This is a genomic window from Paraburkholderia humisilvae, from assembly GCF_902859855.1.
Lineage (GTDB): Bacteria > Pseudomonadota > Gammaproteobacteria > Burkholderiales > Burkholderiaceae > Paraburkholderia > Paraburkholderia humisilvae.
In genome coordinates, this window is the sequence record NZ_CADIKH010000013.1 from 167,562 (window position 1) to 191,435 (window position 23,874).

General features: G+C 63.6%; 21 protein-coding genes. 11 read left to right on the forward strand and 10 right to left on the reverse strand.

The features are described 5' to 3' along the window. Positions 1–44 precede the first annotated feature (44 nt). On the reverse strand, positions 45–1,640 hold the full coding sequence (locus HV796_RS15925; RefSeq protein WP_175227465.1) for an MDR family MFS transporter: 1,596 nt from the start codon (positions 1,638–1,640) through the stop codon (positions 45–47). Positions 1,641–1,797: 157 nt separating this feature from the next. Here HV796_RS15925 and HV796_RS15930 point away from each other — a divergent pair, with 157 nt between their 5' ends. Continuing rightward, positions 1,798–2,652, forward strand: coding sequence for an EcsC family protein (locus tag HV796_RS15930; protein ID WP_175227466.1), 855 nt, complete (start codon positions 1,798–1,800; stop codon positions 2,650–2,652). Here HV796_RS15930 and HV796_RS15935 read toward each other — a convergent pair. The 7 genes from HV796_RS15935 to HV796_RS15965 all read right to left on the reverse strand — a co-directional run bounded on the left by HV796_RS15935 (position 2,627) and on the right by HV796_RS15965 (position 11,423). After that, positions 2,627–3,559, reverse strand: coding sequence for an alpha/beta hydrolase (locus tag HV796_RS15935; protein WP_175227467.1), 933 nt, complete (start codon positions 3,557–3,559; stop codon positions 2,627–2,629). The two genes, HV796_RS15930 and HV796_RS15935, sit on opposite strands and share 26 nt — an antisense overlap. 153 nt (positions 3,560–3,712) lie before the next feature. Beyond that, positions 3,713–4,147, reverse strand: a complete 435-nt coding sequence (locus HV796_RS15940; protein ID WP_175227468.1) for a CHRD domain-containing protein — start codon at positions 4,145–4,147, stop codon at positions 3,713–3,715. A 98-nt stretch (positions 4,148–4,245) separates the two neighbouring features. Continuing rightward, positions 4,246–8,064 (reverse strand): ATP-binding protein, encoded by a 3,819-nt coding sequence (locus HV796_RS15945; protein WP_175227469.1) that lies wholly within the window; start codon positions 8,062–8,064, stop codon positions 4,246–4,248. Between the two features lie 38 nt (positions 8,065–8,102). Next, complete coding sequence (aqpZ, locus tag HV796_RS15950) at positions 8,103–8,855, reverse strand: aquaporin Z (RefSeq protein WP_175227470.1); 753 nt, start codon at positions 8,853–8,855, stop codon at positions 8,103–8,105. Positions 8,856–9,099: 244 nt separating this feature from the next. Next, positions 9,100–9,741, reverse strand: a complete 642-nt coding sequence (locus tag HV796_RS15955) for a response regulator (protein ID WP_175227471.1) — start codon at positions 9,739–9,741, stop codon at positions 9,100–9,102. Positions 9,742–9,922: 181 nt separating this feature from the next. Next, positions 9,923–10,633, reverse strand: a complete 711-nt coding sequence (locus HV796_RS15960; RefSeq protein ID WP_175227472.1) for a response regulator — start codon at positions 10,631–10,633, stop codon at positions 9,923–9,925. 157 nt (positions 10,634–10,790) lie between these two features. Continuing rightward, positions 10,791–11,423: a response regulator gene (locus HV796_RS15965; protein ID WP_175227497.1), complete on the reverse strand. Its 633-nt coding sequence runs from the start codon at positions 11,421–11,423 to the stop codon at positions 10,791–10,793. Between the two features lie 624 nt (positions 11,424–12,047). On the opposite strand from HV796_RS15965, the gene HV796_RS15970 reads away from it, so the two are divergent. Then, complete coding sequence (locus HV796_RS15970) at positions 12,048–13,079, forward strand: hypothetical protein (RefSeq protein ID WP_377691753.1); 1,032 nt, start codon at positions 12,048–12,050, stop codon at positions 13,077–13,079. Between the two features lie 47 nt (positions 13,080–13,126). Here the strand turns inward: HV796_RS15970 and HV796_RS15975 are convergent, their stop codons facing one another. After that, positions 13,127–14,431 carry an MFS transporter gene (locus HV796_RS15975; RefSeq protein ID WP_175227473.1) on the reverse strand — a complete coding sequence of 435 codons (1,305 nt, stop codon included), beginning with the start codon at positions 14,429–14,431 and terminating at the stop codon, positions 13,127–13,129. Positions 14,432–14,570: 139 nt separating this feature from the next. Between HV796_RS15975 and HV796_RS15980 the strand changes: the two genes are divergently transcribed. The 8 genes from HV796_RS15980 (at position 14,571) to HV796_RS16015 (ending at position 21,986) form a co-directional block, all read left to right on the forward strand. Continuing rightward, positions 14,571–15,497, forward strand: coding sequence for a LysR family transcriptional regulator (locus HV796_RS15980; RefSeq protein ID WP_175227474.1), 927 nt, complete (start codon positions 14,571–14,573; stop codon positions 15,495–15,497). A gap of 345 nt (positions 15,498–15,842) precedes the next feature. Continuing rightward, positions 15,843–16,466 (forward strand): c-type cytochrome, encoded by a 624-nt coding sequence (locus HV796_RS15985; protein WP_175227499.1) that lies wholly within the window; start codon positions 15,843–15,845, stop codon positions 16,464–16,466. After that, positions 16,463–17,770, forward strand: a complete 1,308-nt coding sequence (locus HV796_RS15990) for a c-type cytochrome (RefSeq protein ID WP_246355887.1) — start codon at positions 16,463–16,465, stop codon at positions 17,768–17,770. The genes HV796_RS15985 and HV796_RS15990 overlap by 4 nt, the downstream gene beginning before the upstream one ends. 113 nt (positions 17,771–17,883) lie before the next feature. After that, on the forward strand, positions 17,884–18,057 hold the full coding sequence (locus HV796_RS15995; protein ID WP_175227476.1) for a hypothetical protein: 174 nt from the start codon (positions 17,884–17,886) through the stop codon (positions 18,055–18,057). Positions 18,058–18,065: 8 nt separating this feature from the next. Further along, positions 18,066–18,635: a cupredoxin domain-containing protein gene (locus HV796_RS16000; protein WP_175227477.1), complete on the forward strand. Its 570-nt coding sequence runs from the start codon at positions 18,066–18,068 to the stop codon at positions 18,633–18,635. After that, positions 18,622–20,241 (forward strand): b(o/a)3-type cytochrome-c oxidase subunit 1, encoded by a 1,620-nt coding sequence (locus tag HV796_RS16005; protein ID WP_175227478.1) that lies wholly within the window; start codon positions 18,622–18,624, stop codon positions 20,239–20,241. The genes HV796_RS16000 and HV796_RS16005 overlap by 14 nt, the downstream gene beginning before the upstream one ends. Continuing rightward, entirely contained in the window at positions 20,238–21,038 is an 801-nt protein-coding gene (locus HV796_RS16010; RefSeq protein WP_175227479.1) for a c-type cytochrome, read from the forward strand. Before HV796_RS16005 ends, HV796_RS16010 begins: the two co-directional genes overlap by 4 nt. Before the next feature lie 144 nt (positions 21,039–21,182). Then, positions 21,183–21,986 carry a bestrophin-like domain gene (locus HV796_RS16015; RefSeq protein WP_175227480.1) on the forward strand — a complete coding sequence of 268 codons (804 nt, stop codon included), beginning with the start codon at positions 21,183–21,185 and terminating at the stop codon, positions 21,984–21,986. 62 nt (positions 21,987–22,048) lie between these two features. Here HV796_RS16015 and HV796_RS16020 read toward each other — a convergent pair whose 3' ends face one another. Further along, on the reverse strand, positions 22,049–22,954 hold the full coding sequence (locus tag HV796_RS16020) for a LysR family transcriptional regulator (RefSeq protein WP_175227481.1): 906 nt from the start codon (positions 22,952–22,954) through the stop codon (positions 22,049–22,051). 138 nt (positions 22,955–23,092) lie between these two features. Here HV796_RS16020 and HV796_RS16025 point away from each other — a divergent pair, with 138 nt between their 5' ends. Beyond that, complete coding sequence (locus tag HV796_RS16025; protein ID WP_175227482.1) at positions 23,093–23,836, forward strand: SDR family oxidoreductase; 744 nt, start codon at positions 23,093–23,095, stop codon at positions 23,834–23,836. The last annotated feature ends 38 nt before the right edge of the window (positions 23,837–23,874 follow it).

The following is a 23,874-nucleotide window of genomic DNA, read 5'->3' on the forward strand; positions in this document are numbered from 1 at the left end:
CGTCCTACGTTTCAACCAATGAATTCGATTCGTCGCGCAGTCTATCAATCCGCGGCGACGGTCGTTTCGAGTTTGCGCGTGAGCCTGACCGGCGGCACGCTGCGGGTCCGCCAGATCGACACGAGCGCAACCAGCGTCGCAATGGCAAGACCCATATGGATCGCGCCGACCAGCGAGGTCCGCGCCGCTTCGAGCAATACCGCGCCGTTATGGCCCGCGCGCGCCAGCTGATCGAGCAGATCCACCTGTGCACCATGATCGATCAGGATCTGCGGGTCACCGAGGTGCGTGTACCAGTGGCCCGCGTGATCGCGCTCGAGCGCGCTGCGCACGCCCCGCGAATACATCTGCGTGACGAGCGTACCGGTGATCGCCGTGCCGAGCATCCCGCCGATCATCCGCAGCGACTGCAACAGCGCAGTCGCAATACCGAAGTGCTCGCGGCCCGCCGTCTGCTGCGCGAAGATTGTCAGGTTCGGCAGCACGAACCCCAACCCCAAACCCGCGAGCACCATCAGCATCATCAGCAGTCCGCGAGGCATCGTACGCGTCGAGATCGCTGCGCCGAGACACGCGAGTGTCAACAGTACAAAGCCTATATAGAGCATCAGATTGGGATTGCGCACACGCGAAACGATTCGCCCATTCACGATGCTGCCGATCGTAATGAACACGACCAGCGGTGTGATCACAAGCCCCGCTTCGTTCGGCGACATCCCGAAACCGCCCTGGAACAGCAGCGGCGCGTAGAAGAGAATCGAGAACATCGAGAAACCGGCCAGGATCGCAAGCACGAAAAGCGCGTTCAGACTTCGGTTCTGGAACATGTCGGCAGGAAGAATCGCTTGCGGAAAACGCTTTTCCCATTGCCACAGCGCATACGAAGACGCGACGCTGACCGCCAGCAGCCCGGCTGACGAAGCGTTAAAGCCATGCTTCGGCAACATCTCGACGAATAGTTGCAAGCTGCCGAGCGCGAGCGCGATCAGCAACGCGCCCGGCCAGTCGAGCCGCATCTTGCTCTTATGCACGACATGCCGCAGGTGCGGCAAATAGCGCCATACAAAGAACAACGAAATCAGGCCGACCGGCAGGTTCACGTAAAACACGGAACGCCAGCCGCAATACTGCGTGAGGAAGCCGCCAAGCGACGGCCCGATCGCGTTCGCGATGCCGAACGCGGTGCTCATCAGCACCTGCCAGCGTAGGCGTACGACCGAATCGGGAAAGAGATCGGGAATGCATGCGAACGCGGTGCCGACCAGCATGCCGCCGCCAATGCCCTGCAAGCCGCGCGCGACGACCAGGAACAGCATGCTGTTCGCGGCGCCACACAACACCGACGCGGCGGTAAACACGATGATCGACGCGATCACGAACGGCTTGCGTCCGTAGTAGTCGCCCAGGCGGCCGAAGATCGGCACGGTAATAACCGAGGTCAGCAGATACGCGGTCGCGACCCATGCGTACAACTCGAAGCCTCGCAGCTCGGCGACGATGGTCGGCAGCGCGGTGCCGACCACGGTCTGGTCGAGCGCGACCAGCATCGAAACAAAGGAAACGCCGAGCATCGCCAGTAGCGACTCCCGGAACGGTAAAACTTGCCCACTCGAATGGTGAGCGGCGGTGTGAACAGCCATTTTTGTTGGCGCAACAGTTGACGAGTCAACGATATGGAATCATACCATGGCGCCGGGCTCTAACCTTGCTGCAACCTGCCGGTGACACAACGCGAACATGACATGCAGCCGTCGCTTGGCTGTCGTTGCGCCGTCTTTGAGTAGCTTGAGGAGTTTCATGGACCCGATTTCGTCTGAAGGACCCACGCTGTCGCCCGATCACCTGGATGCACTGCGGCGCGCGAAACACGAGCTCGAAAGCCCGGCGCTCACGATGAAGCTTGCGAGCATCGTCGGCGCGCCGCTGGAGAAGCTGATCGCGCGCATGCCGGCTGCCGCGAATGAAAAGGTGAACGACGCGACACAAGCGGCATTGCGCAAGTGCCTGCAAATCGCGCTGCGCACCATGGGTCGCGCGGCGCCGCTAGCGGTTCACGACAAGCCCAGCAACCTGCTGCACAAGTTCGCCGTCGCGACGACCGGCGCCGCGGGCGGCGCGTTCGGCCTGCTCGCACTACCAGTCGAGCTGCCGGTCACGACGACGCTGATGTTCCGCTCGATCTGCGATATCGCGCGCAGCGAAGGTGAAGATCTCGCATCGATCGACACGCAGCTGCAATGCCTGACCGTGCTCGGTATGGGCGGCACCTCGAAAGCCGACGACGATGCCGACTACGGTTACTTCATCATGCGCGGCGCGCTCGCACAGGCGGTGTCGAAGGCGTCGTCGGAGATCGCGGCGAAGGGGTTCACGTCGCATGGATCGGCGGCACTGCTGCGTCTTTTGAGCACGATTGCGTCGCGCTTTTCGGTGCAGGTCAGCGAGCAGGTCGCGGCAAAATCGATTCCGGCCATCGGCGCCGTGCTCGGCGCGATGGTCAATACCGTGTTCATGGATCACTTTCAGCAGGTCGCGCACGGCCACTTCACCGTACGACGGCTCGAGCGGCACTACGGGTCCGACGCGGTGCAGGCCGCCTATCTGGCCATCGATGTCGCCTCGATCGCTAGGCGTCCTCACGCACCGACGTGACGCGCCGCACGAAGTGCGCGGCATCGTCGAGCGCGCGTCCGGCTTCCGGCAGGAACGGCACCCACAATTGCCACGCGTGCGGCATCTTCGGCCATACCTCGAACTCGACCGGGACACCCGCCTGCGTCGCTCGCTCGGCAACGCGGCGTGCGTCGTCGAGCAGCACCTCGGTGCTGCCGGCCTGGATAAATAGCGGCGGCAGGTTCCGCAAGTCCGCGTAGAGCGGCGATGCGTGCGGATGCGTCGCGGGCGCGTCCCCTAGATACAGTTTTGCCGCGCGCCCAATCGAAGCGCCGCAGAACATCGGATCGGCCCCGTCGTTTGTGGTGATCGACGCGCCCGTCGCGGCAAGATCGGTCCACGGCGAGAACAGCAGCGCGCCGGCGGGGAGCGGCTCCCCCGCGTCACGCAGCGCGACCAGCGTCGCGAGCGCCAGGCCACCGCCAGCGGAGTCGCCCGCGAGCACGAGCGACTGAGGCTGCGCGCCCGCCGCGATCAGGCGACGATACGCGGCAAGCGTATCGTCGAGTGCGGCCGGGAAGCGATGCTCGGGCGCGCGCCGGTAGTCGAGCGAGAAAAGGCGTGCGCCGGTGCGGGTCGCGAGGCCGAACGAGACGGCGCGATGCGTACGCGGCGAACAGAAGTAGTAGCCGCCACCATGCAAGTACAGGATGGTCGGTATGCGCGCCGAACCGGCGGCGTGGTCCGGATCGAGCCATTCACCGTGCAGCGGCCAATCGCTGTCGCGATACTGCTCGCGCAGTTGCCAGCCAACAGGCACACGCGGCGACCAGACGCGCTTTGCGGTCAATGCTCGTGCATGTTCGGCGCTGATCTCCGGGCGCCGCGTATGCGGCAGATACTGCCGGCGCAGGAACCAGCACGCCAACGCGCTTTGCCAACTCATCGGAACACGCTCCGTCGACGATCATCGACACATGGTACGTGGGTTCGCGCGGGGGCGGCCAGTAAACGGAATCCGTCAGTCAGACGAAGCAAAAAGCCGGCAGACGAAGATCGCATGCCGGCCGCGTCGTGATGCAAGTGATGCCGTGTCTGCTCAGTTCGCGGGCATCACCTGGCCGCGAATCTCACCCATCGGATTCTGCGCCGTGTGAACGTTGAAGTACCACTGCCCGGCCATCAGGTCCGTCACCTGCTGTTCGGTCAGCGTCGCCGAACCTTTGATCGGACTCGGCAGCGCCTTCTTGTCGATCGGTATCACGATGCCCGCGTTCTGGCCGACCGGAGCGGGACCGTGGAAGTGCGCAGCGGTCGCGGGCCCGGACAGGCCTTCGTACGTCACCGTCCACTGCAGCGACTTCGTCGCGGTATCGAAGGTCGCGTCCAATGCGCCGTGACCGTGGCTTACGCGCGGCGGCACCTCGCTAGAAGGTTCGAGATCCGCTTTCAACTCGACGGTATCCGCCCATGCGACACATGAAACCAGCGTAAGCAACATCGCAGCCATTCTCAACTTACGAATTGCAATCATGGTTATCTCCGAATTCTTTATCGGTATATTGCGAACCCATACTAGTTGAATTCGAAGACACGCACATGGCAACACCGCGACGTTTGCGCGGCACACCGCTACGGCAGCAGAGCCGCTTGACCTTCGATACCGTCGAGCATCGCGTTGCACTTGCGCACGAGCGCAAGGCCTTCGGTGCGTAACCGTTCGGGCTCGCTGCCTGTCATGCCTCGGCGATAATCTTCGAGCACGCTGAACAGCGGCGGATATTGCAACACGCCGACCGCACCCGAGACGCGATGGTGCCACGCGCGCAATTGGTCGACGTCGGGTTCCTCGAGCAGCGGCGGCAACGCACGCACATCGTCGCGCACCGACGACACAAACGAATCGAGCAACGCTTTCACGGTCGATTCGCTGCCCCAGATCCGCGTCAGATGCGCGAGGTCGACCGGTACGAAAGGACCGTCCGCATCACGGCTGTCAGACGACGACGCGGGCCGCTCGTAGCCGACGTCAGCCCGCGATGCGTCGTGCGACAGCCAACGAGCATCCGGATGAGACCCGTCCTGCGCCGGCTGACGATGACTATCCGCCGCGAACCAGCGACTCAGGTGCTCGCGCAGTGTCGCGAGCCGGGTCGGTTTGATCAGGCAATCGTCCATGCCGGCATCGCGGCATGCTTTCAGGTCCTCGGGCGCGGTATTCGCGGTGATACCGATGATCGGCAGGTGAGCCGTGCCACCCGCTTCCCTCCCGCGCACACGACGTGACAGTTCGTATCCCGAAAGATTCGGCATGTGACAATCGGTAATCAGCAAACCGTAGCTCGCTCGCTCCAGCGCGTGTAGAGCCTCCGCACCATCATTCACCACATCGCACGCGCAGCCGAGCAACGCCAGTTGATGGCGAATCAGCTCCTGGTTCACCGGATGGTCTTCGGCAACCAGCACGAGCCGGCCGCTGGCGATCGCGCGCTCACGATCGAGCGGCATGACTTGCGCGACCTGCGCGCCGCGCGCCCGCGGGCGCTTCGGCGCGAGGCCGGTCAGCGCGGCGGCACAAGCGGCGCCAAGGCCGCGCCACGAAATCGGGTTGATGCTGACCCGCACCCTATCATCGATGATCCGGTAGCCGGTCGGCTTCGGTTTCTCGGTGAGGCGAATCAGGCGCGAATGCGGTAGATCGTGCGTCGTCAGGTCGAAACCGTCCGCGATGAACACGAGGTCGACCGTCGAAAGCACCTGTGGGTCGCGCAGCTCCGGTGCGTCGGGCGCGAGGCCGCGCAGTTCGAGACCAAGCGCCGCGCCGAAATGCAGCAGCGCCTGCTGGACCCGCGCGTCGGCCACCGCGACAAGGCCGCGCTTGCCGCGCAAGCCGCCCGCCGTATAGCCCGGCATATCAACCGGCATCAGCAGTTGCAGTGTCATCCGCGTACCGACGTCCGGTGTGCTCTGCAACTCGAGCGTGCCGCCCATCAGATCGACCAGCTTACGGCAGATCGTAAGCCCAAGGCCCGTGCCACCGAAACGTCGCGTGGTCGACGTTTCCGCCTGCACGAACGGCTCGAACAGGCGCGCCTGCACTTCGGGCGCGATGCCGATGCCGGTATCTTCGACGGTCATCCGGATGGTCTGTCCCACGTCGGTGTTGTGCACGACCGCCACCTGCACGTCCACTTCACCGGACGGGGTGAATTTGATCGCGTTGCCCAGCAGATTGAAGAGAATCTGCCGCAGGCGCACGCTATCGCCACGCACCACCGCCGCCACCTCCGGTTCGACGTCGACGCGTACCTTGAGTCCCTTTTCATGTGCCCGAGCGGCCAGCAGGCCGACTGCCGTGTCGACCAGATCGCGCAAATCGAGCGGCTCGGATTCGATCGTCAGACGTCCTGCCTCGATCTTCGAATAGTCGAGCAAGTCGTCGAGAATCTGCAGCAGCGCACCCGCCGATTCGTGGATCATCCGCAGCATCTCGCCCTGGTCCGCGTCGAGGCGCGTGCGCTCCAGCACTTCGACCAGCCCCAGCACGCCGTTCATCGGCGTGCGGATCTCGTGGCTCATCATCGCGAGGAAGTCGTCTTTCGCGCGCGACGCGGCTTCGGCGAGATCGCGGGCGCGCGCGAGTTCGTCCGAACGCAGCCGCTCCGCGCTTGCGTCGACCCAATACCCGCTCCAGACCGTACCCCCATCCGCTTCGCGCCGCGGCACGACTTCCGCGCGCACCCATCGCGCATCGTCGACGCTTTGCATCCGGAACTCGAGATGGACCGGTTCTTCGCTACTGGCCGAACGTTCGAGCGCGGCCATCAGATGCGGCCGGTCCTGAGGACAGACACGCCCGAAGCTCACCGCGCCGCCGCGCATCAGCGTGCCGCTGTCGCGCCCGAGCCAGACCTTCGTATCGCCGCCGATATACGGGAACGAATACACGCCGTCGGGCGCGCGCCGCAACTGGAACACCACGGCGGGCAGCGAACGCGTCACGTCGAACAGGCGCCGTTCGGTTTCGCGTGCGAGCATTTCGGCGCGACGAATATCGGTAATGTCGACGAGCGTGCCGAGCACGCTTGACGGCGCACCGTCCACGCCCTGGCAGATACAGACCGAAAACACTCCACGACGAATCTGGCCCGCGTGGTCGGAGAACTGCAGTTCGGCTTCCGCGCGCTCGCCGGTCGTTAGCGAACGCTGTGTCAGACGCTCGAGGTTCACGCTGTTCTGTGTACCCCATGCTTGCACCTCGGCGCTCACGCGGCCGATCACCGATGCGCGACTCAAACCCGTCAGCCGCTCAAACGCCTGATTGACGGCGATATAGCAGCCTTCGAGGTCCTTCGCGACGAGCGGATACGGCACCATCTCCATCATCGTCTGCTGGAAGTTCAACTGCGCGGCAAGTTCGCGCTCGGTCTGCTCGCGTCGCCGCACTTCCCGCTGCAGCATCGAGTAAGCACGCAACGTGACAAGCAGCGTGACGCCGATGCCGATCAGTAGCGGCAATAGACGCAACGCGGTCACCGTCGGATTGCCGCTCGGGCGCATTTCGCCGCCCGACGCGGCGGAGGCGGCGTGCTGCCGCTGGGCGCCCGCGATCCAGCGCGTACGAATCGCCGCGGCCCGCTGCGGCGGCAACGCGCTCAACGCACGATTGAGCTCGTTGCGCCAGGCAGTCTGGCTGCGCGGCACCGCAAAGCGTAGCTCGCTGTTGCGACGCCGCTCTTCGAACGCCACCTTGAGCGCACCGAATTCGCGCGACGCCAGGTAAAACTGGACGGACGGCGTGTACCCGAAATAGACATCGGCATCGCCGCGTTCAACCGCATGCAATGCCTCTGACGTGTCGTCGAACGCATCGATTTGCGCACGCGGAAAACGCTCGCGCAGCAGGTTATCGAGCAGGAAGCCCCGTTCGACTGCGACCCGCATATCGCCGCTTTGCAGACGTTGCGCCGCGTCCATGTCGTCTGAACGCGTGACCACGGACGTCGACGCGTCGAAATACGGTGCGGTGAACGCCACGCAATGTTCGCGTTCCGGCGTGCGGGCGATGCTCATCAGCACATCGACCTGATTGGCGCAAGCCGCAGCCAGCAATTGCGGCATGTCCGCGAACGTTTTCACGTCGAATTCGACGCCGGGGCCGGCGAGCGCGCGCAAGTATTCAACGCTCAATCCGCTCAGTTCGCCATTGTCGAACGCTTCGAACGGCGACCAGCCGTTGGCGAGCACGCCGATGGTCAGCTTGCGCGGGAGGGAATGTGCGGTACGCACATCGGAAGAAGACGCCGGTTCAGGCACCGCAGGAGAAGCGAACAGCGCTCGACACACCGCGAGCGCGGCCAGCAGAATGAGCGCGCGCAGCAACCCGCGCCGCAGTGGCCGGCCGGCCGCGCGGTAGCGCGAGGCGCGCGCGTCATTGCCGTTGTCTTTCATGGTGCGCACGGTGCCCACGGTGCAAATTCGGCCGCGCATCAGCGGAAATCGCGTGGCTCGCCGGCAGCCCCGCGCCCGTCGACCGCGTTGACGGCTTCGCTGCATATAAGCGGGTACGCCAAACCCGCGAGCAGTCCGCCCGCCATCGGTGCAGCCCAGAAGAGCCACAACTGATCGAGCGCCCAATCGCCGACGAACAGCGCCGCGGCAGTCGAGCGCGCCGGGTTGACCGATGCGTTGGTGACCGGTGTCGCAATCAGATAGATCAGTGTGAGGCACGCGCCGATCACGAACGGCGCATAGGCCGTCGATGCCTTCCGGGCAGACATCGCCAGATTCACGAAGACAAATACAAACGACATCGCGAATTCGACGGCAAGCGCCGCATGAAGCCGATAGTCAGACGGCGAATGATCGTCGTAACCGTTCGCACCAAATGCGCTTGCGCTCAGATCGAAGCCTGGCCGGCCGCTCGCGACATAGGCAAGCAGCGCAGCGCCCACCAGTGCGCCGACGAGTTGCGCGGCGATGTAGGGCAGCAGGTCGCGTACAGGAAAACGCTGCGCGGTCGCAAAGCCGACCGTCACCGCGGGATTGAAGTGCGCACCCGACATGTGACCGAGTGCCGCCATCGCCGTCGCCAGCGCGAGCCCAAACGCAAAAGGGACTTCCAGTACGCCCCAACCCTGCTGCACCGCGCCCGCATTCAGTACCGCGCTGCCGCAACCGATGAACACCACCCAGGCCGTACCGGCACCTTCGACCACCAACCGTTTACCCAGGCTTGCCATTGCGATTTCCGTCCATGCGTCACGTGTCGACGAAGGCCGGCCGGCAACGGCGGACCTTCAGAGTTGCGCCACTCGCACGTCGTTGTGCATGACGAATGATTCCTGGGCGCGGCATGCCCGGCCATGGGCCGAGCGCGACCGCAAATTGTCGAATTGATGTCGGGTCAGGTTAATCGGACTACTCTTAAATAAGCGAAACGCACAACGTGCACGACCCGTTGCTGGACGATCGCTGCTTCAGGCATCAAGTCAGGCCGATCTGTCGCGCATACGCAATCAGACTGGTTTCACTTTCGAGCCCGAGCTTGCGCATCGCATTGCGCTTCTGCGTACTGATCGTCTTGCCGCTGCGCGCGAGTCGCACGGCGATCTGCTGGATCGTCATGCCCTGTGCGTACAGCCTGAACACTTCCCACTCGCGTGGGCTCAACACCGCGGCGCCCGGCTGTGGAGCGCCGGCGTCGCCAATTGCCTGCTGCGCGCATCGGGAGAGAAAACGGCGGCCCGCATAAGCCGCATCGATGGCCGCGATCAGCGAAGCGGCTGCATCGCGTTTGTCGACGATCGCCGCGACGCCCATATGCAGAAGCCCGGCTAGCGTCCTCGGCTGATGGATCATCGTCAGAATGACGATCGGCACGTCCGGCATGAAGCGCAGCACGCGCCGCAGAAACAGGATTGCATTGCTTTCGCCGTCGATGCCCGGCATGCCGATGTCCGATACGATCAGGTCGCACGGACAGGTATCGAGCAGTTCCGCCAGTGCGAGCGTATTCGACGCGACGCCCACCACCGACATATAGGCAACGCTGTCGAGCAGATGACTCACGCCCACACGTATGCTGCTGTGGTCATCCGCGACGATAATCCGGATAGTCTGATTCATCTTTTTCTTCTGTGACCGTTGGGCAGTCCCCGCACGACGTGCTTCCCCGGGACCTGCACCACCTGTTATGCCTGCGTCGCGCCGTGCCGCGTGTCGCTCACTGTCTGGCAGCCCGGCTCGAGCGGCCCGGCGAACAGTGAGCATGCATGTGCGACAACCTGTGTGTGCGAGCCATGTCGGCTTACGGCCGCTCGCCCGGTACGACGCCGTGTTCGACGCGTTCGCCGGGTATGACGCCGTGCTCGACCGCGAATCTGAAGAGATCCGCATCGCTGTGCAATGACAGCTTGCGCATCGCCGTGCACTTCTGCGCACTGATCGTCTTCACGCTGCGGCCAAGCCTGACCGCGATCTCCGTGACGCCGAGTCCCGACGCGTATTGCGTGAGAACTTCGAGCTCGCGCCGTGACAGCATCTGCCTGACGTAGTCAAGCCGGCGCGCAATCGTCGCATCCGCAAGCAGCGTGCGAATCGCAGGGCCGAGATAGCACTCATGCGCGAGCGCGGTAATGATCGCGACATGGATCAGGTCGATCCGGTCACGCTTGCTGACGACCGCGCCAACGCCAAGCGCGATGACTTTCTGCAATGCCTCGGCCTCGGTTTCCATTGTCAGGACCACGAGCACAACTTCCGGGAAACGCGCCCGGAACTCGCGAACCATGTCGAGACCGTCGCCGAATGAGCCGCCAGGCATATACAGATCCATGACAACCAGATCGCACGACACTCGCCCCGCTTCGGCGAACAACTGAGAAGAATCTGTCGCGCGTCCCACGATTTCCATGTTGGGGTACGTCGACATCAGATTCTCGATCGCCAGTAGCACGAGCGGATGATCGTCGGCAATGATCGTTCGAACTGACGCCGTGATGTCGTTCCTGGCATTCATTGAAAAAGCTCCTTTTGATCTGTGTCCTAAGGCCAATTTGAGGAGCGATGGCTGTACCCGGCGAGAATTGAACACTTATCGCCAGACAGACATAAGATTGCTCCGAAATAGCAAAGAGAAAACGCAAAAACACATTCGATCGGCAATCGGGACGCAGTCACGTAAGACCATGTGCACGCACAAAAGCGAACAGCCCCGGGTCGTTGCTCACGCCAAGCTTTGCCATCGCATCGCGCTTTTGCCGGCTGACCGTGCGCACGTCGCGGCCGAGATGCTGTGCGATCTCGGAAATGGAATGGCCGCGCACGAACATCCGCAGCACCTCGGTCTGACGGGGCGACAGATCGCGCATTGACGACATGCGCGGCGTCTCGCCACTCGCCGCGGACAGTGCCTCGAGCACTGAACGGCTGACATGCGAGCGCCCCGCGCCCGCCGCGCGAATCGCGGCCGCCAGTTCGTCCATCGATTCGATCTTGTTGAGCATGCCAAGTACGCCAGCCGCCATGATCGAACGCAGAATCGCGGTATTCGTGAGGCTCGTCAGCACCACAATGCGCACCTGCGGCCAACTGCTGCGGATGCGCCGGATAAGACGCAGACCGTCTTCGGCATCGCCCGATTCGTTCGGCATGGCCAGATCGGTGACGAGCACATCGCACGCGGTGGCGTGCATCACCTCGAACAGTGACGATGGACTCGTTGCCTGACCGACGACGCATACGTCACCGTGCTCAGCAAGCGTGGCCTCGATGCCGAGCAGAACGAACGGATGGTCGTCCGCCAGAATGACTCGTAGATTCACGGATGCTCCCTCGGTATTTGTTTGTTGTTTGTGTTCCTGACGCCCCCGTTCGCAATCGCATCGCGACCGGGGGGTTCGACATGGCGGCCTGCTGGACTTTCGGCCAAAGGCGCTTGCGACCGATGATGCTTGAAAGCCAGTAGGAGCCGCAAAAGGCGTGCGGGAATCGAAATCAAAACATCACGCGTACAAAATGAGAATCGGAGAGCTCCGAATCGTCAAGGATTCGAAAGAAACCAATAAAATAACCGATAAGGATTACCAAGTTAACCAATTTAATTTCAGAGTCCCAAGTTTCATTTTTCCTTGAAGGAACGTCTGAAAATTCTCGGTGATTATTCTGAAACAATCCGTCACCTTCGTCCAATCCCCCAAGAAAATCGGGCGCAATGACTCATCGTCTTGTCCATTCTTATCACTCCCTCAGTCGAAACGATTCCAGACTGAGAGCGACTCTGCATGCCAGAGCCCGGTATGGCAAAGTATTGGCAATTAGCGACGCAATTTCAGGAATATCTTATTTAAAGGATTGTTAAATCAGACAACACTTCCGAATGCCTTGTTTTTCTTTCATTTACTGTTCGGGAGGAAGCACCGGTGTCATGTTCGATGCCAACCGATCCTTGCGTATCTGAAATTCGGTTGACCGGCCGCGCATCACGCGCCGGAGGGTTTCGCCTTCTGGCCACACTGCTAACGGTGGCCGGCGCCTGCCATACGCAGCGCGCGAGTGCACAGGAGTTCGCGCTATTCGGTGGAGCGCTGACTGGCGCGGGTTCGCACACGTACTCGTGGGCGTTCGACTATCACGAGGGGCTGGGCAAGTACGCGGCACTCGGCATCACATGGCTCAACGAGGGGCACCTGCCCGATCATCATCGCGATGGCCAGAGCATCCAGTTGTGGGGCCGCCTGCCGCTCACGGAACGGCGCTTCGTGCTATCGGCCGGCGTCGGCCCTTATCGATATTCCGATACGGTGTCGAGCGGCCCGAACGGTTTCATGAACGACCACGGCTGGGGCGCATTGATGAGCGTGCGCGCCGCGTATTACACATCGCATCGCTGGATCATGCAGGTGCAACTGAACCGGGTGCAGATCAACGGCGGCCCGAACACGACGGGCATCCTGTTCGGCATCGGCTATCAGCTCGACGCCCCCGACGAGCCGGGACCGCGCGACCGGCCGATGGCGCGCAATGACCGCGTGACCAACAACGAGTTCACCGTGCTCGCGGGCGAGACGATCAAGAACAGTCTCGATTCGGAATCGGGCTTTTCGACAAGCGTCGAGTATCGGCGAGGCATCTTCAAGTACGTCGATTGGACTGCGACGTACATGCACGAGAACCTCCCTGCAGCGGTGCGGCGCAATGGGCTCGCGTCGCAGCTATGGCTCACGCGCGCGTTCTTCAACGAGCGTCTGACACTCGCGGCCGGAGCAGGCGCTTACTACGCGATCGATGTGTTCAACCAGCCCGGCTCGGCAGGCATCAAAGGGACGATATCGGGACTGGTATCCCTTTCCGCGAGTTATCGTCTGAGCAAGCACTGGCTCACTAGAATCACGTGGAACCGTGTGGTCACGCGTACGAGCCTCGACGCGGACATGATCCAGGCAGGCATCGGCTACCGGTTCTGACAAACTGCCGCAAGCGTACGCTCAAGCGAGGCACGCGCTCGCGGCGCTCAGGCTCGCGCCGCATTCTCCCGCACCGGCGAATGCGCACGCGGGAAAACCGGCAGTGCCACCAGTGCACACACGCTCGCCACCGCCCACACAGCAGCCCATGATCCCGCTGATAGCAGCAGCGGAATCGTCAGCGGTGTGACAAACAGTGTCATGAACGCGCAGGTATTACCCATCGCGAGCGCGGTGCCGGCCCGGTGAGTGCCGGCGAGCGTCGCGAGTTCGGTGTACGCGACGCCGTGCCACGCGGACGCGCACAGGCCGGCCACCGCGAGCATCCCTGCCAGCGCGAGGCTGTGCGCCGCGCCCTGCGAGCCGCCACCCGTCATCGTGGCCACGGCAATCGCGACCAGCGCAAACAGCAGCGCCGTGATGAGACTGCACGTACGAAGGTAAGCACGCCGGTTGCCGCGACGATCGGTCCAGCGGCCGCTCCAGATGCGCGCCACCGCAGCGCCGGCTTGCACCGTCGCCAGTGTCCCGCTGATCGTTACCAGGTTCGCGCGAGCGAAGTCATGCAGGAAGACCGCCGCGAACGTCACAACGGCAAGCTGCGGCACGCACAGCACACCGATGCCGAGCGCGACGCGCCACATACCCAGGTCACGCAGCGGTGAGACCGCGCGACACGACGCGACGCACGCGCAGTTCGGGAACCCATGGCCCGTCGCCGGCGCGCTCAACCACGGCGGCTCGCGCAACCAGCGCCACGCAAACACAGCGGTTACCGCACACAACAACGCCAGCACGCCAAATACGCTCGCAAACCCCCCATGCGATGCCAAACCAGGCAACATCAACGCGCCAAGTCCGCCGCCTGCGGGTACCGCGGTCTGCCGGATGCTCATCGCGAGACCACGCTCGCCTTCGGCAAACCACGCCATCACCGCACGTCCGCTCGAACCGTTGACGCTGCCCCCCAGTAATCCGACGGCAAGCAAGCCGCTTGCAAGTGCGACGACACCCGGCACATCAGCGCCGCGCGGCACCGCTAACCCGGCCATCGCGGCCAATGCCGCGCCGGTCGTCGCAAGCCCAAGCAGCAGCACGCGCCGATCGCCCCACCGGTCGGTCAGCATGCCCCACGGCAGCTCGCCAAGCGCGATGCCCAATCCGAGCATGCCCAGTACGAGACCCAGCCCCGCATTGGCGAGGTGATAGTCGCCACGCAGGAATACCGCGGTCGCGGGGATGCCGGAGAACGCGGCCGCGAAGCTCGCGTTTGCGGCAAAGCCCACACCCAATACTTTCCACCGATGGTCCATCGCACGTGCACCGAGCGTCAGACCTGTTTCGCGCCGCATCGCAATCTCCGCAAAAAGCATTGACAGCGGCGATCGTACGGCGCGACCATCCATCGGAAAAGCGGGAATATTGAATGTCATCCATCGGAAATTCCGAAACATCGGCGGGTGCGCGCGCTCGCTTTCGCGAGCCATCACCATGAGCCAACGCGGATTCGATCTGAACCAGTTGCGAACCTTCGTCGCGGTCGCCGAAGCCGGCAGCGTGTCGGCGGGTGCGGAGCGGGTATTTCTGTCGCAGTCGTCGGTCAGCGAGCAGTTGAAGAAACTCGAGGAACGCGCCGGGCAGCCGCTCTTTCTGCGCGGCAAGCTCGGAGTGACCGCGACGCCGGCGGGCGCACGGCTGCTCGAGCACGCGCGACGCATCCTCGCGATGAGCGAGGCGGCGTTCGACGACTTGCAGGGCCGCTCGCTCGACGGCGAGTTGCGTGTCGCGATCACTGACTACTATCGCCCGCACGACATCACCCGTGTGCTAAAGACGTTTTCCGAGCAGCATCCGCGCCTGAGGCTCCATGTGACCGTGCTGCCTAGCGCAGTGATCGACAGCGGCGCGGTTGACGATGCCGCCTTCGATATCGGCTTGTCGCTGCGCATCGTCACGTCCGACAACCGGCGCGCGGCGGCAAGCGCCGCACGCACAGCCAGCACAGTCGTACGGCGCGAGAAGCTCCTATGGGTCACGAGTGCGGACGCGGATCCGCGCGCGTCCCCGCATGAGCCAACCCGCCTGCCGGCCCGCACGCCACCGCCCTATCGCCTCGTGCTATTGCCGTCGAGCTGCCAGTTGCAGCGCTTCGTCGTCAAATTGCTGGATGAACGCAAGGTGCCGTATGTGATCTCGCATTCGGCGTCGGGAGTCGCGGGCCTGCAGCTCGCGTTGAAGGCGGGGCTCGGTATGTCATGTCTGAATGAATCGTCGCTCGGTGCCGGCCTCGTGCCATGCGCAGCGAACATCGGCTTGCCCCCGCTCCCCTCGGTCGAATTCCATCTGCTGCCCGCACGCCTCGGTGAAAGCGAGCGCGTGACCCATGCGCGCGCCGCATTTGCGCGACTGCTTACCTGAACATGGAGAGGAATACCAACATGTCAGGTGCATGACGGCACCGGATAAAAAGCAATCGGGCCTTCGATCCAGATCAAGATACCTTCGTTGAAAGCGTGAACGATGACACGTATGATGAGCGGACTCGCAGTAGCAGGTCACCCGCAGTAGCGGGGTTCGTGCAAGGGCAACAACGATAAGCGGTCCAAAAACCCACCCTAACCACCTACGAGGCTTGTCGTGCGTCGCGGAACTGTCGGCTTGTCGGTCGTGCTTTTCCTGTGCCTCGTGCTGGCGGACGCGGCCTTTCCGGCTAGCGCGGCGGAAACGGGCAGCGCGGCGGCCACCGCAAGTCCGTCGGCGTCGATGCCATCGGCAATGGACCAGCGGATGCATGCGTGCACCACGTGTCACGGCGTCCAGGGCCAGGGCCGCAACAACGATTACTTTCCTCGGATCGCCGGCAAACCGGCCGACTACCTGTTCAACCAGTTGATCGCGTTTCGCGACGGCGGCCGCACGTATCCGCCGATGGGTTATCTGCTCGCGTATCTGCCCGACCCTTATCTGCACAAGATCGCAGAATACTTCGCCGCGCTGCAGCCGCCGTACCCGAACCCGGACACGCAACCCGTCCCCGCGGCCGTGCTCGACTACGGCAAGAAACTGGTGACGCAAGGCGATCCATCGCGCAAGCTGCCTGCGTGCGCAGCCTGCCACGGTGCGCGGCTCACCGGCACGCAGCCCGGTATTCCCGGCCTGCTGGGCTTGCACGCGAGCTATATCGCGGGGCAAATGGGTACATGGCGCTCCGGCACACGTCACGCGATTGCCCCCGACTGCATGCATGCGATCGCCATCAAGCTGACCGACCGCGACATCACCGCGGTCTCGAGCTGGCTCGCGCGGCAGCCGCGGCCGGCCGACCCAACCCCTGCGCCGAAGCAGACCGGCCGGCTGCCGATGGCATGCGGGAGTCAACCGGAATGAAGCCGATCTCATTCGCGCTCCGCATCGTCCTCAGCGCCGCGACCCTCGCGTGTGCGGCAAGCATCGGGCATGTGCCGTTCGTCACCCTGGCGCAAGCCGCCGACGCCGCCTCTAGCGGAAAAGCCGCAGGCACGCCGGACACGCGTCCGGAAATCGTGATCCGCGGCGAGTACCTCGCGCGCGCGGGCGACTGCATTGCCTGCCACACCGCGCCGCGCGGCAAGGAGTTCGGTGGCGGCCTCGCGATGGAAACGCCGTTCGGCACCCTGTACTCGCCGAACATCTCGCCGGATGTCCAATATGGAATCGGCAGCTGGAGCGCGGACGCCTTCTTCAACATGATGCGTACCGGCAAAGCGCCCGACGGCAAGCTGATCTATCCGGCGATGCCGATCGCGCAATACACCAAAGTCACGCGCGAGGATTCCGATGCAATCTTCGCGTATCTGATGTCGGTGCCGCCCGTGCGCCAGCCGAACCGGCCGCACGACTTGCGCTTCCCGTTCAACCATCGCGATCTGCTGCTTGGCTGGCGCTCACTGTATTTCCGCGAAGGCGAGTTCAAGCCGGACCCGACGCGTTCGGTCGAATGGAACCGCGGCGCGTATCTGGTCGAAGGCCTCGGCCACTGCACGATGTGCCACACGAAGATCAACATGCTCGGCGGCTCGTCGCGCGACAAACAGTTCGCGGGCGGGTTGATTCCGGTGCAGAACTGGTACGCGCCATCGCTCACGTCGGACAAGGACGGCGGCCTCGGCGACTGGAGCATCAAGGACATCGTCGATCTGCTGCAGGCAGGCATCTCGGATCGCGGCGCCGTGTACGGACCGATGGCCGAAGTGACATACCACAGCCTGCAGTACCTGACGGACGACGACGTGAAGGCGATGGCCGTCTACCTGAAGTCGCTGCCGGACAGCGATCCGGGCCGCAAGACCGGTCCATCGGCGAAGGCCGATCCGAAGGTATTCGCAAGAGGCCAGCAGATCTACGCGGACAAATGCGCGATGTGCCACGGCGCGAACGGCGAAGGTCAGTTGCAGCACTACCCGCCGCTCGCGGGCAACCAGTCGATCGAGATGGACTCGGCGGTCAACCCGATTCGTATCGTGCTGAACGGCGGCTTTCCGCCTGGCACGCAACGCAACCCCGAACCCTACGGCATGCCGCCCTTCGCACAGGAACTGAACGACGCGGATGCGGCCGCGGTGGTCACCTTTATTCGCACCGCGTGGGGCAATCATGGGCTACCGGTGACCCCGAAAGAGGTCAACGAGTTGCGTAACGCGCCGCTGCACTGAACGTGCACGGTGCGGCGGCGTAAACGCCGCATGCGTCGGCTGACACGCGCTTGCGTCGGCCGTCGTATGCGCATGGCTGCCGTACCGAACCCTTGCATCGGGAGATCATGCAGATGGATGTCAACGAACCCTCCAGCGCCGGCGCTTCCGACGAAGACGTCGAGCGCATCATCGCCGCCGGACCGCGCGGCGCGATCGCGCTGGCCGGTGTCGCCGCGCTCATCGTGCTGGCGATCTGGATCGGCTTCTACTTTCTCGTATTCCTGCCTCGCGGCGTCATCCAGTAACGCTAACCATGTCGAGCCAACCTTCCGGTCATCAGGGTAATCACACGGTCGAGGAACGCGCGGAGCGGCGCTGGGCCTGGTTCGCCGGCGCGATCATCGTATTCATGCTCGTCGTTGTGGTGTTTACCGGCCTGCATTGGGCCATCATGCCGCCGTCGCGCGTCGAGACCATCGATCCGACGCGTCTGCAAATCTCCGGCGAATTCGTCGAGAGCAATCTTGGCAGCGCGGTCGAGCCGGACGGCTCGGTCATCGTGCGCTTCATCGCGCAGCAATACTCGTTCACGCCGCAATGCCTGCTGGTGCCGACCGACACGCCAATCACGCTGCGCACGACGAGCGCGGACGTTGTGCACGGTCTGCTCGTCTCCGACACGAACATCAATACGATGGTCGTCCCCGGCTATGTGGCGACCATGAAGACGCGCTTCGACAAACCTGGCGAGCACCTGATGCCGTGCCACGAGTTCTGCGGCTTCGGCCATCAGACGATGTGGGCCCATGTGAAAGTGATCGACAAGGCCGCCTTCTTCGAGCAGGCACGACAAAACCGGAGGCTCAGCTGTGTTGCACGCTAGGAGACTCGTTCTTGCGCATTTCTGGCTCGCGTTCATCGCGTTCATCATCGCGCTCTTCCTCGGCGCGTGGCAGATGCTGGTGCGTAGCCCGCTGCATCCGTGGCTCGGTAACCCTGAGCTGTACTACCGTTCGGTGACCGAGCACGGAACCGTGATGGCCTATGTGATGCCGACGCTGGTCGCGATGGGTTTCGGTTATGCGATCGTCGAGCTTGCGTTGAAGCAGGCGCTGGTCGGTCTCAAGTGGGGCTGGGCCGGCTTCATCCTGCTCGCGATCGGCGCCGTGGCGGCCACCATTCCGGTCGCGATGGGCCGTGCGTCGGTGCTGTACACGTTCTATCCGCCGATGGTCGGCAACGTGTTCTACTACATCGGCGTCGTGCTGGTCGTCGTCGGTTCGTGGATCTGGGTCGCGCTGATGCATGTGAACCTGCGCGTGTGGAAACGCGCGAATCCCGGCCAGCCGGTGCCGCTCGCGATGTTCGCGAATGTCGCCGGCGCGTATCTGTGGGCATGGACCGCGGTGGGCGCAGCGGTCGAGGTCCTGTTTCAGATCCTGCCGGTCGCGCTCGGCCTGAAGTCGACGATCGACGCCGGTCTCGCGCGCGTGCTGTTCTCGTGGACGCTGCACGCGATCGTCTATTTCTGGCTGATCCCCGCGTATATCGCGTACTACACGCTGGTGCCGCGCGCGATCGGCGGGCGGTTGTACAGCGATTCGATGGCCCGCATATCGTTTGTGCTGTTCCTCGTGTTCGCGATGCCGATCGGCATTCACCACCTGTTCGCCGATCCGCAGGTCGGCCCCGGCTTCAAGTTCGTGCATGCGGTGTTCACCGGCATGGTGTCGGTGCCGACGCTGCTTACCGTATTCACGATCTGCGCATCGGTCGAAATCGCGGGCCGGCTGCGCGGCGGCAAAGGCGCATTCGGCTGGCTCGCGGCGCTGCCGTGGCGTAACCCGATGATGCTCGTGATCGCGTTCTCGTTCATCATGCTCGGCTTCGGCGGCGCCGGCGGGCTCATCAACATGAGCTATCAGTTGAACGAATCGGTGCACAACACGCAGTGGGTCACCGGCCACTTCCATCTGATTTTCGGCGGCGCGATCGTGATCATGTACTTCGCGATCGCGTATGAACTCTGGCCGCAGCTCACCGGCCGCGTGCTCGGCCACCTCGGGCTGATCCGCACGCAATTGTGGCTGTGGTTCATCGGGATGATGGTGGTGACGATTCCCTGGCACTACGTCGGACTTCTCGGCGCGCCGCGCCGGATGGCGTACTACGACTACAGCGCGCCGGGTATTGAACCGCAGGCCGTGTGGGTCGCGGTCTCCGCATTCGGCGGTCTCATCCTCCTGATTTCCGGCGTGATGTTTATCTACATCCTCGTGAAGGGGCAATTCGGTCCTATTGAAGAACCGAAGGCGTTTGGCTTTAGCGTGCCCGCGCATCCGGTCCAGCGCGTGCCGGCCGCGCTGAACGGCTTCGGCCTGTGGGTCGCGCTGATGATCGGCCTGACTGTCGTCAATTACGGCGTACCGATCGCGCAGTTGCTTGTGCTGCCGTCCGTGCCCGCCGTGGCGGTAGGAGCATCGCGATGAGCGAAGAGCGTGTCTTCAGCTTCCGCAATCGCTGGTTCACGCTGAGCGTCGGCTGCACGCTCGCGATCGCGATCGTGTCGATACTGATCGGCTTTATCTGGCTGCCGTCGAGACATCCGGACTTCACGCGCGACGGCTTGTGGGCCGAAATCTGCCGGGCAGCCGGCGTGCCCCAGTCGTGGTTTAGCGGCTCGCCCGACATTGAAGGCCCGCCGCCCAGCAACGTGATCGTGCTGCCGCCGCTGCGCCGCACAAGGGTCGATGCGGTGTCGATCGGCCGCGGCGCGACGCTCGCGCAAAACTGCTCGATGTGCCACGGCGTGCAAGGTGTCGTGATGGTCACCGCGCCGGTGATCGCCGGCCAGTTTGCGGACGCGATCTACAAGCAGCTGCGCGACTACCAGAGCGGCAAACGTCCGAACTCGATCATGCCGCCGATCATCCGCAACCTGAACGATCGCGACCTGCACGACCTCGCCGCATACTATGCATCGCTGCCGCGGCCAGGTCCGGCGCAAACGGGTGGCGTCGAAGATCGCGCGATCCGCAGGCTTGTCAACGAGGGCGACCCGATGCGCAATATCGCGCCGTGCGCGGCCTGTCATGGCGAGCGCGACCGCAAAGGCGCGGCGCCGTGGCTGGGCGGCCAGTCGTCGGTTTATCTGGCGGGACAGCTCACGCTCTTCGCGAGCGGGCAACGTCGCAACGACATCAACGAGCAGATGCGCAACGTCGCACGCAACATGACGCCGGAAGAAATCGACGGCGTCGCGAAGTTCTATGCGGCACGGCCGTAAACGGGCGGTGAGCCCGGGCGCTCAGGAAGACACGCATTGCGCCTGGCATCCGATCGGCGCACATTGCCGGATTGATTGCGCCCGCACCGACCCTGCCGGGGCCTGGCATGCCGGCGCGGCATTTCGCGCAACGGAGCCCGTGGGATGCAGGAGATCACGTCAGCGCTGGTCGTATTCGTCGTGCTGCTCATCGGCACCGCGATCGGCTGGTTCGTCAAGCCGCTGCTACCCGAAGAACACAAGGCGCATGAAACCGTACAGCTGATCCAACTCGTGATCGGCATGCTCGTCACCTTCGCGGCACTGGTGCTGGGCCTTCTGACCGCGTCGGCGAAGAGCAGCTTCGACACGGTCGGCAACGACTTTCGGGTCTACGCGTCGGATCTGATCAGGCTCGATCAGACGTTGCGCGAGTACGGCAGCGATGCGAACCCCGTGCGTGCGCTATTGCGCGTCTATACGGCGGAGGCGATTGCGTCGACGTGGCCCGGTGAGCCCGCGCCGCCCGGCGACTACTATCCGAAGCGCGCCTTCCCGTCGACCGAGTACAACGAACTGGAAAGCGTGGAACTCGGCGACATGCTCAATGCCGCGACCACCGAGGCACGCAACCTCCGCGTGCAAGACCCCGCGCAACAGCGCGCGCTCGCGCAAATACTGAATCAGTTCGATCTGCTGATGGCTGCGCGCTGGAAGCTGCTCGAGGAAGCGCACAGCTCGATCTCGCGGCCATTCCTGACGATGCTCGCGTTCTGGCTGTTTGTGATCTTCCTGAGCTTCGGGCTGATTGCGCCACGTAACACACTCGCGCTCGTGATGATCACGCTTGGCGCGGTATCGATTGCGTCGGCGATGTACGTGATCGTCGACCTCGATACGCCGTTGACCGGGCCGCTCGTCGTTTCCAGCCAGCCGATGCGCGACGCGCTCTCGCATCTGAACCGCTAGATAGGCCTGCCGACGGGCGACCGGCGACGGCGCGAACAGCCACTGCCCGCCAGCCGCGCGCGTTATGTTCCGCTGGTGGGCTCGCCCGTCTCGAACACTTCCCGCAGCCAGTCCGCGAACGCTCGTACGCGCGACGATAACTGCCGGTTCTGCGGATAGAGCACGGTCACGGGCATCGGCGGCGGCGCATGCTGTGCCAGCACGATTTTCAACGCTCCGCGCGCGAGTTCGTCCGCAATCCGATAGCGCGGCACCTGAACCATGCCGAGGCCGGCGAGCGCCGCGCCCGTGTACAGGTCAGCGGACGTCACCGCGACGATCCCGCCGACGTGGATCTCCGTCATCCGCCCGTCGACGGTGAACTCCAGCGGCATCGGATTGCCACTTGCGCTCGAGACGAAGTTCACCGCGTGGTGCGCGCGCAGTTCGTCGAGACTGCGCGGCTCGCCGCGCGCGGCGAGATACGCGGGGCTCGCGACCGTCACCTGCTCGAGCCGCGCAAGGCGCCGCCCGACCATCGAAGAATCTTGCAGCGTGCCCGCGCGCAGCACGCAATCGACGCCTTCGCGCACCAGATCGACGAAGCGGTCGTCTTCGGCCAGATGCAGTTCGATACCTGGATAGCGGCTGAGAAACCGCGGTAGCGCCGGCATCACGAAGAAGCGCGCGAGCGTACCTTGCAGGTTCGCTCTCAACATCCCCTTCGGCGCGACATTGCGAAACGAGCCTTCCGCTTCGTCAAGGTCCGCGAGCAGTCGCAGGCATCGTGCGTAGTACGCTTCGCCATCGTGCGTCAGGCGCACCGAACGGGTCGTCCGCTCGAGCAGCCGTGCGCCGAGCCGCTCTTCCATCCGCTTCATCAGGTTCGTGACCGTCGCCCGCGGAATCTGCAGGTCGTCCGATGCACGTGTGAAGCTTTGCCGTTCGGCGATCCGCACAAACACCTGCATTTCCTGAAACCGATCCATATCCTCGCTCCGTCGGCTCGTTTACGCCCTTTTGTTAAAGTAAATGGAATTGTAATGGCAAACTGCTGAGGATTATCTCTGCGGACACTTCGTTCATGATTCGCCTCATCTGCTCACCCTGTTTTGAGGAATCGAATCATGAACGCGATCAAAAACGAAAAAGTTGCTCTCGTCACCGGCGCGGCGCGCGGCATCGGCGCAGCCGTCGCATGGCGGCTCGCGACTGACGGATTCGCGATCGCCGTCAACTATGCAACGAGCGCGACCGACGCTGAGGCGCTGGTCAAGGAACTTCGTCAGGAAGGCACGATGGCGATCGCCGTGAAGGCAGACGTCGCGGATCCCGCCGATGTGCGCCGCATGTTTGACACGGTCGAAAAGGAACTGGGCAAGGTCGACGTGCTCGTCAACAATGCGGGCGTGATGAAAGTCGTGCCGCTGCACGACACAACCGACGAAACGTTCGAGCAAACGATGAATACCAACGTGCGTGGCACGTTCAACACGATGCGCGAAGCATGGTCGCGGATGGCCGAAGGCGGTCGCATCATCAATTTCTCGAGCACGTCGATCGGCCTGAACCGGCCGGGCTATGCGCTCTACAACGCATCGAAAGGCGCGGTGGAAGCGCTGACGCGGGTGTACTCGCAGGAACTGCGCGGGCGCAACATCACGGTGAATGCGGTCGCGCCGGGCCCGATCGGAACCGATCTGTTTTATAAAGGCAAGACCGAAGAGCAGATTCAGGCTTTCGCGAATATTCCGCCGCTGCAGCGTCTTGGCCGGCCGGATGAGATCGCGGCGGTCGTGTCGTTCCTCGCTGGCCCGGATGGCGGCTGGGTGAACGGGCAAGTATTGCGGGCGAACGGCGGCGCGGCGTAAGCGCCATCGGCGAGCGCTGGCTTCGCGGGTGGCGGCAG

What these genes read in the sequence shown, in the direction of transcription:
- HV796_RS15925 (WP_175227465.1), bottom strand. Translation starts at nt 1,640, where the DNA reads ATGGCTGTTCACACCGCCGCTCACCATTCGAGTGGGCAAGTTTTACCG.
- HV796_RS15930 (WP_175227466.1), top strand. Translation starts at nt 1,798, where the DNA reads ATGGACCCGATTTCGTCTGAAGGACCCACGCTGTCGCCCGATCACCTG.
- HV796_RS15935 (WP_175227467.1), bottom strand. Translation starts at nt 3,559, where the DNA reads ATGAGTTGGCAAAGCGCGTTGGCGTGCTGGTTCCTGCGCCGGCAGTAT.
- HV796_RS15940 (WP_175227468.1), bottom strand. Translation starts at nt 4,147, where the DNA reads ATGATTGCAATTCGTAAGTTGAGAATGGCTGCGATGTTGCTTACGCTG.
- HV796_RS15945 (WP_175227469.1), bottom strand. Translation starts at nt 8,064, where the DNA reads ATGAAAGACAACGGCAATGACGCGCGCGCCTCGCGCTACCGCGCGGCC.
- aqpZ (WP_175227470.1), bottom strand. Translation starts at nt 8,855, where the DNA reads ATGGCAAGCCTGGGTAAACGGTTGGTGGTCGAAGGTGCCGGTACGGCC.
- HV796_RS15955 (WP_175227471.1), bottom strand. Translation starts at nt 9,741, where the DNA reads ATGAATCAGACTATCCGGATTATCGTCGCGGATGACCACAGCAGCATA.
- HV796_RS15960 (WP_175227472.1), bottom strand. Translation starts at nt 10,633, where the DNA reads ATGAATGCCAGGAACGACATCACGGCGTCAGTTCGAACGATCATTGCC.
- HV796_RS15970 (WP_377691753.1), top strand. Translation starts at nt 12,048, where the DNA reads ATGCCAACCGATCCTTGCGTATCTGAAATTCGGTTGACCGGCCGCGCA.
- HV796_RS15975 (WP_175227473.1), bottom strand. Translation starts at nt 14,431, where the DNA reads ATGCGGCGCGAAACAGGTCTGACGCTCGGTGCACGTGCGATGGACCAT.
- HV796_RS15980 (WP_175227474.1), top strand. Translation starts at nt 14,571, where the DNA reads ATGAGCCAACGCGGATTCGATCTGAACCAGTTGCGAACCTTCGTCGCG.
- HV796_RS15985 (WP_175227499.1), top strand. Translation starts at nt 15,843, where the DNA reads ATGCCATCGGCAATGGACCAGCGGATGCATGCGTGCACCACGTGTCAC.
- HV796_RS15990 (WP_246355887.1), top strand. Translation starts at nt 16,463, where the DNA reads ATGAAGCCGATCTCATTCGCGCTCCGCATCGTCCTCAGCGCCGCGACC.
- HV796_RS15995 (WP_175227476.1), top strand. Translation starts at nt 17,884, where the DNA reads ATGGATGTCAACGAACCCTCCAGCGCCGGCGCTTCCGACGAAGACGTC.
- HV796_RS16000 (WP_175227477.1), top strand. Translation starts at nt 18,066, where the DNA reads ATGTCGAGCCAACCTTCCGGTCATCAGGGTAATCACACGGTCGAGGAA.
- HV796_RS16010 (WP_175227479.1), top strand. Translation starts at nt 20,238, where the DNA reads ATGAGCGAAGAGCGTGTCTTCAGCTTCCGCAATCGCTGGTTCACGCTG.
- HV796_RS16015 (WP_175227480.1), top strand. Translation starts at nt 21,183, where the DNA reads ATGCAGGAGATCACGTCAGCGCTGGTCGTATTCGTCGTGCTGCTCATC.
- HV796_RS16020 (WP_175227481.1), bottom strand. Translation starts at nt 22,954, where the DNA reads ATGGATCGGTTTCAGGAAATGCAGGTGTTTGTGCGGATCGCCGAACGG.
- HV796_RS16025 (WP_175227482.1), top strand. Translation starts at nt 23,093, where the DNA reads ATGAACGCGATCAAAAACGAAAAAGTTGCTCTCGTCACCGGCGCGGCG.